Source organism: Alkalilimnicola sp. S0819 (genome assembly GCF_009295635.1).
Taxonomy (GTDB): Bacteria; Pseudomonadota; Gammaproteobacteria; order Nitrococcales; family WHIW01; genus S0819.
Map to the genome: position 1 here is coordinate 84,485 of NZ_WHIW01000006.1, position 14,982 is coordinate 99,466.

General features: G+C 68.1%; 16 protein-coding genes. 3 read left to right on the plus strand and 13 right to left on the minus strand.

Going from position 1 to position 14,982, the window contains the following annotated elements:
• Positions 1 to 10 precede the first annotated feature (10 nt).
• Genes GBG68_RS14635 through GBG68_RS07060 form a run of 4 tightly spaced genes read right to left on the minus strand, consistent with a single transcriptional unit; the run spans position 11 to position 5,760 of the window.
• Entirely contained in the window at positions 11 to 1,642 is a 1,632-nt protein-coding gene (locus GBG68_RS14635) for an ATP-binding cassette domain-containing protein (RefSeq protein WP_152146233.1), read from the minus strand.
• Positions 1,632 to 3,347 carry a thiol reductant ABC exporter subunit CydD gene (gene cydD / locus GBG68_RS07050; protein WP_152146234.1) on the minus strand — a complete coding sequence of 572 codons (1,716 nt, stop codon included), beginning with the start codon at positions 3,345 to 3,347 and terminating at the stop codon, positions 1,632 to 1,634. The genes GBG68_RS14635 and cydD overlap by 11 nt, the downstream gene beginning before the upstream one ends.
• 9 nt (positions 3,348 to 3,356) lie before the next feature.
• Entirely contained in the window at positions 3,357 to 4,361 is a 1,005-nt protein-coding gene (cydB, locus tag GBG68_RS07055; protein WP_152146235.1) for a cytochrome d ubiquinol oxidase subunit II, read from the minus strand.
• A 13-nt stretch (positions 4,362 to 4,374) separates the two neighbouring features.
• Entirely contained in the window at positions 4,375 to 5,760 is a 1,386-nt protein-coding gene (locus GBG68_RS07060) for a cytochrome ubiquinol oxidase subunit I (RefSeq protein ID WP_152146236.1), read from the minus strand.
• A gap of 173 nt (positions 5,761 to 5,933) precedes the next feature.
• On the opposite strand from GBG68_RS07060, the gene GBG68_RS07065 reads away from it, so the two are divergent.
• Complete coding sequence (locus GBG68_RS07065) at positions 5,934 to 6,389, plus strand: YchJ family protein (protein ID WP_152146237.1); 456 nt, start codon at positions 5,934 to 5,936, stop codon at positions 6,387 to 6,389.
• A 67-nt stretch (positions 6,390 to 6,456) separates the two neighbouring features.
• Here GBG68_RS07065 and GBG68_RS07070 read toward each other — a convergent pair whose 3' ends face one another.
• From GBG68_RS07070 to GBG68_RS07090, 5 genes are all read right to left on the minus strand, one after another.
• On the minus strand, positions 6,457 to 6,792 hold the full coding sequence (locus GBG68_RS07070) for a hypothetical protein (RefSeq protein ID WP_152146238.1): 336 nt from the start codon (positions 6,790 to 6,792) through the stop codon (positions 6,457 to 6,459).
• Between the two features lie 42 nt (positions 6,793 to 6,834).
• Positions 6,835 to 7,269 (minus strand): hypothetical protein, encoded by a 435-nt coding sequence (locus GBG68_RS07075; RefSeq protein WP_152146239.1) that lies wholly within the window; start codon positions 7,267 to 7,269, stop codon positions 6,835 to 6,837.
• Between the two features lie 159 nt (positions 7,270 to 7,428).
• Entirely contained in the window at positions 7,429 to 7,653 is a 225-nt protein-coding gene (locus tag GBG68_RS14715; protein ID WP_152146240.1) for a type VI secretion system tube protein Hcp, read from the minus strand.
• Between the two features lie 240 nt (positions 7,654 to 7,893).
• On the minus strand, positions 7,894 to 8,574 hold the full coding sequence (locus tag GBG68_RS07085; protein WP_152146241.1) for an SOS response-associated peptidase: 681 nt from the start codon (positions 8,572 to 8,574) through the stop codon (positions 7,894 to 7,896).
• Between the two features lie 58 nt (positions 8,575 to 8,632).
• Positions 8,633 to 8,890 carry a HigA family addiction module antitoxin gene (locus GBG68_RS07090; protein WP_152146242.1) on the minus strand — a complete coding sequence of 86 codons (258 nt, stop codon included), beginning with the start codon at positions 8,888 to 8,890 and terminating at the stop codon, positions 8,633 to 8,635.
• Between the two features lie 183 nt (positions 8,891 to 9,073).
• On the opposite strand from GBG68_RS07090, the gene GBG68_RS14550 reads away from it, so the two are divergent.
• Together GBG68_RS14550 and GBG68_RS07100 are read left to right on the plus strand one after the other, a co-directional pair.
• Positions 9,074 to 9,199 (plus strand): hypothetical protein, encoded by a 126-nt coding sequence (locus tag GBG68_RS14550; RefSeq protein ID WP_264297982.1) that lies wholly within the window; start codon positions 9,074 to 9,076, stop codon positions 9,197 to 9,199.
• On the plus strand, positions 9,196 to 9,405 hold the full coding sequence (locus GBG68_RS07100) for a hypothetical protein (RefSeq protein WP_152146243.1): 210 nt from the start codon (positions 9,196 to 9,198) through the stop codon (positions 9,403 to 9,405). The genes GBG68_RS14550 and GBG68_RS07100 overlap by 4 nt, the downstream gene beginning before the upstream one ends.
• Positions 9,406 to 9,908: 503 nt before the next feature.
• On the opposite strand, the gene GBG68_RS07105 is transcribed toward GBG68_RS07100, so the two are convergent.
• The 4 genes from GBG68_RS07105 to GBG68_RS07120 form a co-directional block, all read right to left on the minus strand.
• Positions 9,909 to 10,196, minus strand: a complete 288-nt coding sequence (locus GBG68_RS07105; protein ID WP_152146245.1) for an HNH endonuclease signature motif containing protein — start codon at positions 10,194 to 10,196, stop codon at positions 9,909 to 9,911.
• A 372-nt stretch (positions 10,197 to 10,568) separates the two neighbouring features.
• Complete coding sequence (locus tag GBG68_RS07110; RefSeq protein WP_152146246.1) at positions 10,569 to 10,790, minus strand: hypothetical protein; 222 nt, start codon at positions 10,788 to 10,790, stop codon at positions 10,569 to 10,571.
• A 22-nt stretch (positions 10,791 to 10,812) separates the two neighbouring features.
• The gene (locus tag GBG68_RS07115; protein ID WP_152146247.1) at positions 10,813 to 12,165 is read right to left on the minus strand and encodes a DUF3999 domain-containing protein; all 1,353 of its coding nucleotides are present in this window, start codon (positions 12,163 to 12,165) and stop codon (positions 10,813 to 10,815) included.
• Positions 12,162 to 14,840, minus strand: a complete 2,679-nt coding sequence (locus tag GBG68_RS07120) for a DUF2339 domain-containing protein (protein ID WP_152146248.1) — start codon at positions 14,838 to 14,840, stop codon at positions 12,162 to 12,164. The genes GBG68_RS07115 and GBG68_RS07120 overlap by 4 nt, the downstream gene beginning before the upstream one ends.
• Between the last annotated feature and the right edge of the window lie 142 nt (positions 14,841 to 14,982).

Genomic DNA, 14,982 nt, shown 5'->3' on the forward strand with positions numbered 1-14,982 from the left:
CAGGCGGCCCTCAGCGCTGACTCAGCGCCAGCACACCGTCCCAGGCCAACTCCGCAGGCGGCTCATGGTCCAGCAGGATCACGGTGCGCCCGGCCAACGCCCGCGCCAGCCAGGCACTGACCCGCTGGCGGCTGCCGGGGTCCAGGCCCCGGAAGGGTTCGTCCAGGATTACCGCCGGGGTGCCGGCCAGCACGGTGCGAATCAACGCCACCCGCCGCGCCTCGCCCCCGGACAGCGGCCGGCTGTGCTCGCCCAGCAGGGTCTGAAGCGTAAGACGGTTGTCGCTCAGGCCCGTGGCATCCAGCGCCTGCTGCAGGGTCTCAAGCGCAATATCCTCACGTCCCAGGGCCAGGTTGTGCCGCAGGCTCGCCGCCAGAATCACGCTGCGCTGCTCCAGCAGCGCGGCGGTGGCGAACCGCGTGGTCTCGCTGTGGTGGCGCAACGCCCGACCGTCGAGCCGCAGTTCACCGGCGTCGGGCACTTCCAGGCCCAGCAACAGGCGGCCAAGGCGGGTCTTGCCCACCCCGCTGGGCCCACAGATGCACCACCACTCGCCGGGGCGGATATGCAGATCCAGCCCATCCAGCACCGGCGGCTCGTCCAGCCCCCGGCGCAGCACCAGCCCCCGCCCCTGCCAGCAGGGCTTCGGCAGGGGCTGCGCGGCGGCGTCGGGCGCGGCCGGGGTCTCGTCGGGGCGCAGGGCGCGCAGGGCCACCCGAATGCCGCCCCAGCGGCGCACGGCTGGACCCAAGCCAGTCCAAAGCCCCGCGGCGGCCACCAGACCCAGCGCCGACATGGCCAGCCAGGCGGGCGCCAGCGCGGCCTGGCGAGCCCAGGCCAGCAGGCCGATCAGGGCCAGGGCGAAGCCGAGCTGAATCAGCGCATCGGCCCCGGCCGCGGCGCGCAAACCTTCGGCCTCGGCCCCATCGAGCCGCTCGGCATCCGCCGCCAGGGCCTGACGTTGGCGCTGGGTGGGGTCGGCGAGCTGCAGCTCTCGGTGGGCGCTCAGCAGATCGGTCAGGCGCACCCGGTGGCGGTTGCTGCCCAGGGCGAGCCGCGCCTCCGGGCCCTGCCGGCGCCACAGCAGCCCGGCCAGCACCAACAGGGCGAAGAGCAGCGCGCCGAGCACCGCCAGCGCCGGCGCCGCACCGGCCAGCAAGCCGGCCAGCAGCGCGAAGACACCACCCGCCAGCAGGGCGGCGAGCAGCGGGATCAGCACCGTGGCGTGCACCTGCTCCAGGCGGCCCACGTCGTCCATCAGCCGCACCAGCGCCGGGCCGTCGCGCAGGCGCAGCAGCCGGGCGAAGGGCCGGGCGGCCAGGCGCCGGAACAGCCGCTCGCGCAGCCGCGCGAGAATGCGGAACACCGTCTCGTGGACCAGCAGCCGCTCCAGATAACGCCCGGCGGTGCGGCTCAGGGCGAACAGCCGGATCAGGGCACCGGGGGCGAAGATCTCCAGGGTAATGGCCGCGCCCAGGGCGGCGGCAGCGCCGGCCAAACCGCTGGCGGTGATCAGCCAGCCGGCGCTGGCCACCAGCCCCACGGCGGAGGCGGCGGCCAGCACGGCCAGAGCCGTGGCGGCCAGCAACCAGCGACCCGGGCCGGCATGCAGGGCCCGCAACGCCCGCCACTCACGCCACACGGTGCAACCTCCCCTGCCGCAGCTCCAGTTGCCGATCGCTGGCCGCGCCCGCCGCAGGGCTGTGGCTGAACTGGATGATGGTGATCCCGCCGGCCAGGCCGCGCAGCACCCGCAGCAGCCGCTGCTCCGCGGCCGGGTCCAGGCTGGCGGTGGGCTCGTCGAGGATCAGCAGCCGCGGTTGCGGCAACAGCGCGCGGGCAAGGCACAGGCGCTGGGCCTCCCCGCCGGAAAGCCCCCCGCCCCGCTCGGCCAGGCGGGTATCCAGGCCCGCGGGCAGCAGGGCCAGCGCCCGGCCCAGATCCACCCGCGCCAGCATCTCCCGCAGCGCCGCGTCAGCATGCCGCCCGCCCGGGTCCAGGTTGCGCCGCAGGCTCGCCGGCAGCAGATGCGGTTGCTGACCCAGCCAGCCGCAGGCCCCGCGCAGATCCGGCGCGGGCCAATCGGCCAAGAGCCGGCCGGCCAGCAGAATGCGCCCCGCCTGGGGAGCGAGCCAGCCGAGCAAGGCTGCGGCCAGGCTGCTCTTGCCGCTGCCCGACTCGCCGCGAATGCTCAGCCACTCACCGGCCGCCACCTCCAGGTTCAGCCCTTCGATCACAGCCTGTTCGCTGTCGGGCCAGCGCAGGGCAAGCCCTTGCACCAAGAGCGCCGGCGCCGCCCGCAGGGTTATTGAGTGCGGCTTTACCTGTTCTTCCGCCGGCGCCTGCGCCAGCAGGGCCTGCAGCTCGGGGGCGGCGGCCAGGGCGGCGGCGCGTTCGTGGTAACCCGCCGCCAGGCGGCGCAGGGGCTGGAAGAACTCCGGGGCCAGCAACAGGATCAGCAGGCCGGACTGAAAGCCGAGCTCGGGTGCCGGGCCGAAGGTGATGAACCCGAGCAGCGCCATGCCGATGTACACGGCGAGGGTCGCAATGGCGATGGCGCTGAAGAACTCCAGCACCGCCGAGGACAGAAAAGCCACCCGCAGCACCTGCATGCTGCTGCGCCGATAGGCCTGCGCGGCCGCCCCCACCCCCGCGGCCTCGGTCTGCGCCCGGCGCAGCAGGCGCAGAGTGGGCAGGGCCCGCACCCGGTCCAGGAAATGCGCCCCCAGGCGCTGCAGGCGGTCCTGCTGCTCGCGGGCCAGGGTGCTGGTGCCCAGGCCGATCAGGGCGCTGAACAGCGGAATGAGCGGCGCGCTCAGCAGCAACAGCAGGCCGGCGAGCCAATCGAGCATGAACACCAGCAGCAGGATCAGCAGGGGCTGGACCAGCGCCCGGGTGCGGGCGGGCAGGTATTCGCGAAACCAGGGCCCCAGGGTCTGCAGCTGCTCGCCGAGCAGGGTGGAGAGCTCCGCCGGCCCCTGGCGCAGCCGCAGGCGCACGGCCGGGTCCAGGGCCAGGCCATGCAGCGCGGTGCGCAGCCGGGCGAGGATCCGCCGGGCGGCCTGGGCGGCCAGGTGCTCGGTGCCGGCCTGGAGCAGCGCGCGCGCCACGGCAATGGCGAGCAGCCCCAGCAGGGGGGCGCCCGGCAGGTCCGGGCCGAAGGCCAGCGCGTTCAGCGCATGGGCGAGCAGACTGAAGAAGGCGAGCAGCAGCAGGCTGTCGAGCACCGGCAGCCCATAGGCGGGCAGCCACAGGGGCCGGCCGGTCTGCCCGTTCAGCCAGCGCCCGGCGGCGCGGCGCTGCGCGCGGGCGGCCCGGTCCCGGCGGACGGCGGCGAGCTGATCCACCGCCGCCGCCTAGTGGCCGTAGCCGCCGTCACGGCGGACCTTGCCGCGGAATACCCAGTAGGTCCAGGCGGTGTAGCCCAGCACGAAGGGGATCACGAACAGGAAGCCGAGCAGCAGGAAGAGCTGCGAGCCGGGCGCGGAGGCCGCGTCCCAGAAGGTGTAGTGCGGCGGCACGGCATAGGGCCACATGCTGATCAGCAGGCCGATGTAGAACAGCAGGAACAGCACCATGGTGGCGACGAAGGGCGTGCCCTCCTGGCGCTTGCGCAGGGCGTGCCACAACCACCCGCAGACCCCCAGGGTGGCCGCCGGGAACAGCCACAGCACGTGAGCGTTGCTCATCCAGCGCTGGAACACCCGCTCGTGGGCGAGCGGCGTCCAGACACTGACCACCACGAAGAACACCAGCATGCCGGCCACCAGCCAGGGCGTGAGCCGCCAGGCCCAGGCCTGGGTTTCGCCCTCGGTCTTGAGCAGGGTCCAGGTGGCGCCGAGCAGCGCGTAGCCGGTGACCACCCCCAGGCCGGTCATCACGGTGAACGGCGTCAACCAGTCCAGCGCCCCGCCCGCGTACTGGAAACCCTGCACCTCAAAGCCCTGGATGTAGGCGCCCACCACCGCGCCTTGGGCGAAGGCGGCCACGGTGGAGCCGATGTTGAAGGCGTGGTCCCAGAGGTAGCGGGAGGTTCGCGCCTTGAAGCGGAACTCGAAGGCCACACCGCGAAAGATCAGCCCGGCCAGCATCAGGAACACACCGATATAGAGCGCGGGCAGGAACACCGCATAAACCATGGGAAAGGCGGCCAGCAGGCCCGCCCCGCCCAACACCAGCCAGGTCTCGTTGCCGTCCCACACCGGGCCCACGGAGTTCATCATGTCGTCACGGGCCTGGTCGCTGGGGGCGAAGGGGAAGAGGATGCCCACCCCCAGGTCGAAGCCGTCCATGAGCACGTACATCAGCACCGCGAAGCCCAGGATGATCACCCAGATCATGGTCAGATCGATCAGTTCCATGGTACGTCGCTCCTTAGTGTTCGAACGGGGTGTCCACGGCGGACAGGGGCCGCTTGGCCCGGCCGTGCAGCGCTTCCTCGGGGGTGGCCGCCTCGGGGCCGGCCTCCATCACCCGCAGCAGGTAATACAGACCGGCGATGAAGATCACGGCGTAGACCAGGATGTAGCCGATCAGGGTGAACAGCGCCATGCCGCCGGTGAGCGAGGGCGTGACGCCGTCCTCCACCCGCATCAGGCCGTGCACCAGCCAGGGCTGGCGACCGGTCTCGGTGACGAACCAGCCGGCCAGCACCGCGAGAAAGGGCGCGGGGATCATCCAGGTATAGAGCCGCAGCAGGCGCCACGACACCTGCAGCCGCCCGCGCAGCAACTGCACCAGCCCCGTGAGCGCGGCGAGGATCATCAGCAGCCCCAGCCCCACCATCACCCGGAAGCTCCAGAACACCGTCGCCACATGGGGGCGGTCCTCCGGCGCCCACTCCTTGAGCCCGCGGATCTCGCCGTCCAGCTCGTGGGTGAGGATCAGGCTGGCGCCCTTGGGAATGCCGATCTCCAAGTGGTTACGCTCGCCGGACTGGCTGGGCAGGGCGAACAACAAAAGGGGCGCGCCCCGCTCGGTCTCCCACACCCCTTCCATGGCGGCGACCTTCTGCGGCTGGTGCTCGAAGGTGTTCAGGCCGTGCATATCGCCCAGAAACAGCTGCGCGGGGGCCAGCACCGCCATCAGCACCACGGTGATCGCCAGCGCCCGGCCGCTGGCCACTTGTGCGCGGCCCTGGCGCAGATACCAGGCCGACACCCCCAGCACCACGAAACCGGCGGTGAGGAAGGCGGCGGTGGCGAAATGCAGGAAGCGCCAGACGAAGGAGGGGTTGAAGATGGCCTCGCCCCAGGAGGTGAGGTGGAAGATGCCGTCGCGCAGCTCCGCGCCGGCGGGCGTCTGCATCCAGCTGTTGGCCGAGAGTATCCAGAACGAGGAGATGAGCGTGCCCAGCGCCACCATGCAGGCCGCGAACAGGTGCATGCCCGCCGGCACCCGGTGGCGGCCGAACAGCAGCACCCCCAGGAACACCGCCTCCAGGAAGAAGGCGGTGACCACCTCGTAGCTGAGCATCGGGCCGAGGAAATTCGCCGCGGCGTAGGAGAACACGCTCCAGTTGGTGCCGAACTGGAAGGCCATGACAATGCCCGAGACCACCCCCATGCCGAAGACCACGGCGAAGACCTTGGTCCAGAAGCCCGACAGGGCTTCGTAGACCGGGTTGCCGGTGCGATAGAGCAGCGCTTCCAGGAAGGCGATGAAACTCGCCAGACCAATGCTGAACACGGGAAAGATGGCGTGGAAGCTCACCACGAAGGCGAACTGGATGCGGGAGAGCAGGACCGGATCGAGTTCCATGACAGAGGGCTCCAGGCAGTGGTAATCCCGGCGACCCGGCGCAAGGCAGCCATGGGGCCGCAAGCAAGGCTGAACAGACGGGGTCTGTCTGCGCGCATCGATCAAGATGCCCATTCTGGCATATGGGTATGGCAAAGTCCGCTCACGAAGATGCGCAATGCGGAAAACCACCCATGAGTCTTACCCAAGATTGCCCCTGCGGTTCCGGGGGCGCCCTCGCCCACTGCTGCGGCCCGATTCTCGGCGGCGAAGCGCCCGCCCCCACGGCGGAAGCGCTGATGCGCTCGCGCTACAGCGCCTTCGTGCTGGATAACACCGCCTACCTGCGGGAGAGCTGGCACCCCTCCACCCGCCCGGCGGCGCTGGCGCCGGGTGAGGGGCCGAACTGGCGGGGGCTGACGATAATCGCGGCGACCGGGGCGGCGGAAGACGATACGGGCGAGGTGGAGTTCGTCGCCCGCTTCGAGGAAAACGGGCGTAAGGGTGTGCTGCACGAAACCAGCCGCTTCGTGCGCGAGGGGGGGCGCTGGTATTACCTGAGTGGGGAGATCCACCCGGCGCCTGGGCGCAATGCGCCTTGCCCCTGTGGGAGTGGGGGGAAGTTCAAGCGGTGTTGTGGCATGAACTGACTATGCATTCCTCAAGGCCCCGAGCGTTACTCAGCACCACGCCAACATCCGGGGACCACAGCGTTTCCTACAACGAGAACGCTGCAACGATATGCAGAGCAACCAGTCCAGCGAACCCCACAGCATTGTATTTCAATCTGCGGCCAACGGGCCTTACTCGGAACTCTTTGATAATTAGCGCCACGGCAAAGACCGCAACGACGCATCCAACGACGGGGTTGAGGAAGAGCCTGTAAAACCAAGCCCCGAGCAAGGCATCGGGTCGCTCGTAGAAAACTGGACCATGCGATATATCACCCTGCTCGAACAGCAAGTAACCCGCGGTGAAGAGCCAGAATATGTAGGCAAACCAAACGCAGGAAACCAGCAAGAACAGATTGAAAATTTTCTTTACGCCGGACATCTCGCCCTCATGCTGTGAACCACATCCGATACTTCGCCTATTTTATTGGGTCACCCCATTTCTGAGCCGGTCGGAAAGCACATTTTCCAAGAACGCGTCCGGTACTCTCCGCACTTTGCCTTTCACTGAGAATCCACCGATCTGATAAGAAGGATCCTCAAGCGGAACCGTCTTCATACTGAGGCTGTGCAGCACCGTGTGGGCACTGTCCACAAGCGAGAAGTCGAGATCGATCAGTGCGCCTTCGTATCCGAGCGAGGTCCCTTTTACGACAACTGACGCATATTTTCCGACCAAGTCCATCGGATCGAACAGCCACCTGTGCCTCGCCGGATTCAGAGTTATCCACTTGGTCACAAGGTAGGACATGCCGCCATTCGGACCTACCGCCCCAGTATCGAATCTGTCCGACACCTGAATCCCTTCCACTCCCTCCTTCGGCGAGTCGCGAAAGAAGAAGCGGGCATTCTTCGCCATAATCACAACCATTTCTCGGGGGCGCATGTTGCTCTGTCCCCTTCCCTTGACCCGGTACTGAGTGACCAACGCATTCCTCAGCTTGAGCTCCGTGTACGTATCTGCACCACCACCGCGGCCTGCCTTCGCCAAATGAATGACAACGCTCTTTCCCTTGCCTCAGCACGACTCCAGGAACAGGCCGGGCGTTGCGCAGTCCATACGCCGAGTCACAGTAAGGTTCGCAAGCTCCGCATTCGCGGACTCTCTGTCGTTCCGCGTGGAGGTGTTGGACGTAATCTTCCGAGATACGCCCCAATGCAAGTGCTCAACGTCTATCCACCGCTTATGGTTGATGTCGGCGCTCTCGCCGTTCAGGCCTTCGTAATCCATGAAGATCGACATGATGTCTCCCGCGCGTATTGATATTTGGCAAGACGCGGGTTGACTCCAGGGAGGAGTGCTTGGCGCAGACTGAACAAGCCTGGTGTGAGGCGGGTCGCATCCTGCGCATAGTCCCTTCGGTCAGCCGCATCGTCCATGTTCCTTCGCAGCCTCGGAAACATTAGCACGCACAGTGCGCGCTAACCACGGAGCAATGGAAACCTGCATAGCACCGAAGCGGCGCAAAAGCTGACAACATGATCATACCGAGGACCCGCTTCCGCGATCCCCCTCCACAGGCGCCAACAACTCCTCCCCTTCCACCTCCGCCCGGTTCACCGCCGGACTCACCCGGTGCACGGCAAAGCACTCCATGGGCTCATGACGCACCGCCCGGCGGATCGCGTCCGGGTCTTCCAGCGCGGGTGAAAGCCAGGCCGGCAAACTTTCACGGGTCAGCACCAGCGGCATGCGGTCATGGATGGCCTTCGCCTCGCCGCGGGCCGGCTCGGTGATGATGGCCAGGGTGTCCTCGCCGTCCGCGCCCCGGGCGAGCAGGCCGGCGAAGGCGAGCGGGGTGCCGTCCCGGTGGTGGAAGTACCAGGGCTGCTTGCGCCCCTGCTCGCCGGTCCACTCGAACCAGCCATCGGCGGGCACCAGGCAGCGGCGGTGGCGGAAGCTGCCGAGGAAGTAGCGGCTCTCGCGCAGACGCTCGGCCCGGGCGTTGATGGGGGTGGGGGCCGAGGCGCCGGCCCAGTGGGGGTGGTAGCCCCAGTGGGCGTTGGCACCCACGGGTTCCCCGGTGTCGGAATCGGGGCGGATGATCGGCACCTCGCCACCGGGAGCGATATTGTAGCGGGGCTGCCAGACGAGATCCAGCGGCAGGCCCAGGGCCTGGGCGAGCTTTTTGGGGGCGGTGTGTAGGGCGTAACGGCCGCACATGGTGGGTATCCTCGGGGTTGGATGGGGGGCTCTCAACCCGCGTCGCGCCGTGCGGGTTCTATCGATGATCCCCCCGGCCCGCCTGGGACGGCTCTCCTCGCCAAGGCGTGATCTTGGCCAGCGTCTCGGACAGCGCCTCCTGGGCCACCTCGGTGTCGTAGGCGGCCTGGGCCCGCAGCCAATAGCCGTTGGAGAGCCCAAAGAAGCGGCACAGGCGCAGATCGGTATCGGCGGTAATGGAGCGCCGCCCCGCGACGATCTCGCCAATCCGCTGCGGTAGCAGACGCGGAACTGGCCGTTTATATGGATGCTGCACCGGCCCACGCGGCTGCCCTAGAGCGGTTTCAACCGATTGCCGGGTGGCACGCGGAGGTCTTCAGGCCGATTAGCGATCCGGAGTTCATCGGCCGCCGGCACCAGAATTGACGCACGAGTCACCTTGATTTAGCTTCCGAGGTGCGGGATGCACAAAAAGAATCAAGAAGCAGGGAGTAGCTTCATGCCCAAGGCCAAACAGCTGGTTGTCGGGGTGAACGCCCTCAACAGCGCAGGCTCACGCCCGGTCCCCATTCGCGAGTTCTGTGCCCGGCCGGAGAACGTGAAGCTGGACGGGATCTGCAAATGAGCCCGAGCGAAGATACAGGACGTCGGAGCGGTCTCACCCGAGGAATACTGGCGTATCTGACCGGTGACATCCTGTTCTCGGTGGCGATGATCGGCGCGCTGCTCACAGGTCTCTACTTCTGGTCGATTTGGCCTGCACCAGGCGTTGCGGTTGTGGGTTCGGCGGCCGCCTTCGCGGTGCAAAAGGTCATGAGGCCCAAGCGTTGATGCCCGGAGCAACCGCACCATGAATGCCCATAGAACCTGGCTGGCCATCCTGTTACTAGTGGCGGCAGCCGTCCTCTGCGGTGTCATAGGCTGGCTCGGCCACCCGGCCATACTTCAAGCCATAACCGATCGAGCCGCCGTGAACTTGCGCGCGAGCAGCCTGGACGAGTTGATGGCCCACCGTGCGGCCACGGCCGGCGGATTCATGGTAATTGCCCCGGCGTTGCTTTTCTGGTGGTCTCGATGCGGGTATCGAATGAAACCCCTGCGGTGGCTGGGCGTTGCCTCCTCGGCCACCGTGCTGGTGGTGCACCTCATCGGCATCCGGCTCATGGCTGGGCGCCTGAGCTTGGCCGACGACGAGCGCTCGGCGCTGCCCTTGGCGTTGAGCGATGTTGTCTTGCCGCTCGGTGCCGCTCCAGTGCATTACCTGCCTCTAGTGAGCGGCGCGATCATGCTGGGTTTTGCAACCATCCAGGCCGGCCTGGCAACCAGGACATCCGCTACAGCAGCGTCGCGACCCTCGCCTCTAGATACTCCGGCGACGGATGCCAGCGCTGATCCCGCGGCAGCAAAAGCTCCGCCCCCTCCAGCTCCAGCAACTGCCCGTTGTCCGGAATCCGGCGATCGATGACCTTCGACACATGCCACCGGTAGTCCGGCCCCGGGGCGATGATCCCGCGGTCCATAAGCCGGTGAAAGGTCGGCGAAAGGGCAATCCCGTTGCGTGGGCTGTCGTTCCCCGTCTCGCTGAACGGCACGATGTGCGCCGCCCCCACGTCGTTGCTCATTGGCCGCCTGCTGCTCCCGGCGGGCGGCCGCGGTTCGTTCGGACGCTTCTTGCGCGCGAACTTCCATGGCGGCGGCGAGCTGGCGCATTTCCCACTCTAGGTAAAGCCGTGCCCCCAACCCCGTCAGCGCGTTTGCCAAAAGCACCCCCGCTGCAATGATGAGCACCCATTGCCAAGCCGGCCGCGCTGTACGCGGCCGGCTGCGACCAACCCGTTCCAGCGCATCTAAATTCGGTTCAATATCCATGGTCCTGATCTATTCCCGTGGGTACCCCTGGCGGCCGGGACGCTGCCCTCTTGGCGAACTGCCAAGAAATCCTTAGTAGTTGCCTTCTCGGCCAACGTGTTATCGGGCGGCGGGCCATCCCATCATCATGCCAATTCCCGAATCACCTCACCCTCGTCCAACTCACCCATATCGAGCTCCACCTCGGCTTCTTCGGCCCCCTGCACTTCCACAACCGGCTTGCCCCTGGCCTCCGCCACCAGCCCGGTGAGCGCGGCCATGCGCGCCCGATAGAAGGCCTCGAAATCGTCGTTGCGCAGATGCTCCGGCTCGAGCAAATGGCCGCGGAGCATCTCGTCGAGCGCCATCGTTGACGCCGGGCGCCGTCTTTTAGGGCGTGTCGTTCATCTCCTTGAGCAGCCGCCAGGCCATGGCGCCGGTGCTCAGCACGATCAGGATCAGCAGGGTCCACAGGGCGTAGCGCGCCCACGGGGTCGGCGGCGGGGGCGGATGCAGGCGCTGACTGCCGCCCAGCTGCACAGGCTCGCCCAGGCGTGCCTGTGCAGCGCTGCCGTTGAAGGTCTCGATCAGCTGGCGGCTTTCGCGGTCCTGGCGGGCACGGTGGCTGCCCCAGGCCAGGGTGAAGGGGCCTTGGCCCTGGGCGACGAAGGTCAGTTGGTGGGGCTGCCAGCCGAATTCGAAGCTGGCGTCGGCGCCCAATGCACCCGCCGGGTCGGTGCCGATGCGCCACAGCGGATCGTCCACCACCCGGTTCAGCTCGATGCGCCGCTGTTCCAGCCGCCGTCCTTCCAGGCGCAGGTCGTAATAGACCCCTTCGCCCCGTCGTTGCCAGTGCTGTGCGCTGCGTGCCCTGGAGCTCAACCGAATCCGCGCCAGAGTGTTGTCGGGGGTATTCGCCACCCGCACGGCGCGTACGGGCAACTGACCGCCGGTGTCCAGTATCAGGGCCCCGTTCTCGGCGCGCGGCTGCGGCTGCGCCGGCGTCCAGCGCAGGGCGCGGGCGAACTCCCGCGGGGCGTAGTGGCCGGTCACGGCTTGCAGTTCACGCGCGTGCAGGGCCGGCGGCCAGTGGATACGCAAGAAGCCGCCGTCCACGGCGGTGGGCAGTTCGATGCGTTGCTGGCGCAGGCGATGGCCCTGGTAGTCCAAGCTTACCAGGGGGGCGCCGTCGCTTATCGTGCGCCAGCGGCGTAGATCGTCGCTGAACTCCACGCGGGCGTGGGCGATGACGTCCTTCCCCGGCTGCCACTGCAGGGTCAGGGCGTCTAACGGCCGGTTTGTCCGCGGCAGCTCGATGAGATAGGCCCACAGCCGCGCATCGCCGTCGCCTTCGCCGTCCTCCACGTCCACCGCCGCCGAGCCGCTTTCGGTTTCGATTCGCAGCCGCAGAGCGGTCCGCGTGTCGGCATCGGCGCCGCGGCGCAAGGGGAAGAAGGGCAGCGACCGGCTGTGGTCTTGGCTATCGAGTGCCGCGGCGGGCTGGCGCAGGGCGTAAGGCACGGCCTCCCCGTGGCGATTGAATACCCGCAGGTCCGCCAGTCCCGGGTGCACCGTCTGCCGGTACGCCTCGATGGGCAGCTGCACTGAATGCATGCCCTGGGGCGACTGCAGTTGCAGAGTGCGGCCGTAGGCGAAGTCCTCGGGGGTCAGGGGCCGGTCGGCGGCCAGAGTCATGCCCTGGGCGACGCTCGCCAGCAAGGCCAAGGTCAGTGCCATCTTCATCGGCTTGCCTCCCGTGCACGGTTCGGCGGCAGGGGCGCGAAGTAGCCCACGGCCAGTAGCAGCAGACCCACTCCGGTAAACGAGACGATGCGCGCCAGGGTGCCGGTACCTGCCAGGTCCACCAGGAACAGCTTGACCACCACCAGGGCGCAGAGCCCGGCACCGGTCATCCAGGTTCGGCGGGCGCCGCGGCGGTGGGCCCAGCCCATGACGGCGAAGGCCAGCAGGCTCCAGGACAGGGACCAACTGGCCTGCAGGATCACCGATTGCATCAGCGCCGGTAAGCGGTAGGCGACGTCGGCCCAGTAATGCACGCTGCGGGCGATCATGGCGCTGAACCAGACAAAACCCAGCAGGGCCGGTGCGCCGGTGCCGGCCCACTCGGGCAGGGCGCGTCCCCAGGCGGTGTTGCGTCCAGCCAGCAGTTGGCGGAGGACGGCCAGTGCGGCCAGCAAGGTGGCGGCATCCAGGGGGTTGAGCAAAGGCACGTAAGGCAGCGGCCCCGGGGCGCCGGAGCTGGTGAGGTTGGCACCTAGGCCCCAAAGCAGCAGCCAGCCGGCCAGGGGGTAAGCGGCCAGCTGCCGGTAGCCCTGGGCGGTATCGTCGGTCGGCCGGCTGACGAGTATGCGGTTGATCAGCGCCAGGGACACGGCCGGCACCGCGCCCCAGGCGGCCAGCGGCCAAGCGCCGCCGGCCACGCCGTGCAGCCACCAGCTGACCTCCCAGCTCAGCCACAACACACCCAGCCACAGACCGGCGGCATGCAGCGGCGCCAGCAGCGTGGGCGGCAGGTCGTCGCGGCGCTGTTGGAGCACCGCGTAGTGAATAGCGAAGGCCAGCGGCCAGGCCAGATAGCCCAGCGCCCCCAGCGGGTGCTGCCGGTATAGGGCGCCGTAGTCCAGGACCGGGGCCAGCGCCGTCAGCGTCAGTGCCCCCATGACCGGCAGTAGACCGACGGCCGGCCAGCGCAGTGCCGACCAGTGCAGCGGCCGTCGCAGGCTGCTGGTCAGCAGCGCGGTAACCGCCAGCACGGCCAGCAAGGCATTCTGCCGGTAGGGCTGGGCGACGAATTCCTGGATTTCCGCGCCGGCGCCCGCTATCCACCACAGCAGCCCCCAGCCCAGCAGCACCGGGGGCAGCCAGTACCAGTTGTGCGGGTAGTTGCGCCGGTGGCGGTGCAGGTACCAGCCGCTGAACAGCGCCGCCAGGGACAGCAGCAAACACCCCAGATACACCGGGTTGAGCAGCGGCAGGCTGGTCTGGCCGTAAGCCACATCCACGGCGAAGAAGGGCGCGGCGACCAGCTGCAGCAACAGGGCGAAGGCCAGCGCCAGGCGGCGGCGCTGGCGGATCGACACCCAGGCGATGCCGGCACCCTCCAGGGCCCAGGCGGCGGCGGTCCAACGGCCTTCCACCGCCAGCGGTATCGCCAGGGTGGCGAAGGCCACTCCCAGGGCCAAGAAGGCCTCCACCAGGGAACGCGCCGTGGGCGCCAGGCGCCGCCACAGGAGCGTGGCCAGGCACAGGTAAAACAGCCCGGCGACCGCGGCGCTGATCGCCAGGCCGTATTGGTGATGCTGCACCATGCCCGCCTGCAGGCTGAAGCCTAGCACCGGCGTACCGAATATCAGGGTGCCGTCCACCAGCCCGGTCAGCCGGGGTGGCTGGCGATGGGCATAAAGCAGGGCGATGGCAGTGTAGAGCAGTACGTGGGCGATCAAGAAGAACTCCGCGGTGGCAAAGTCCGTCTGCTGGTAAGCGCTCAGGCCCCACGCGGTGCCGATGCCGAAGGTGAAGGCAAAGCCCAGCAGATTCAGCGACCGCCAAGCCTTGAACCAGGCGATGGCGAGGATGGCGGTGTTGAGGATCAGGTAATAGCTGAACAACAACACGTGGTTGCCGTCGCCGGTGCTGGTGAGCACCGGCGCCAGAAAGCCGCCCGCCACCCCCAGCATGGCCAGCCAGGGCGCGTTTTGCAGCACGGCCAGGGCCACCGCGCCGGCGGTCAGGCCCGCCAGCAACAAAAATGCCGCGGCGGCCGGGATCAGATGGTAAAGCTGCAGGGCGGCGAAGCTGGTGAGGTAGACGATGCCGATGCCCGCGCCCTGCATCACCAGGGCATAGTCCCGGCGCTTATGCCGCAGCCGAAAACCGATGATCAGTAGCGCCAGGCCGCCGGCGGCGGCTCCCATCAGGCGCAGTTCGATGGGCATCATGCCTTCTTCGGCGGCGTACTTGAGCAAGAAGGCTACGCCGAAGAACAGCACCACGGCGCCGACTCGGGCCAGGGTATTGCCGCCCCGCAGCCAGTTCCAGGCGCGCAGGACGATATCCGGCGCGGCTGGCGGTTGCGGAGCAGGCGTGGTGCGGGCCGCGGGCCGGACCGGTTCACTGCGTAGGGGCGCCGGCTGTGGGGCGGGGTCGGGTTCGGGGCCCGCCGTCGGCGCCGGAGTCGGTGCGGGCTCGGGCTCGAAGGACGCCCGGGTCCGCGGAGTTTCGCGGGGCTGGGGACGGGGTGCGGCGGGCGGGGCCTGGCGCAGTGAGGCCATCTCCCGTTCCAGCGCGCTCAGGCGCCGGTGCAACTCCCCGCGTTTGGCCAGCCAGTAACCGCACACGCCCCCGGCAGCGCCGATTACGGCCACCAGACCGACCACCAAGACGATGATCTCGCCCATCCTTGCCTCTTTATTGTTTTGCTTGTCCTAATCCGGATTGTGGCATAAGTGAGTGGAGCGCGTGATCCGCATAAACGCTCCAGCAACCCCATCTACAGATCGGCGAATCGCACCGCTAGACTCTCCTCCTGACGCCAGAGCA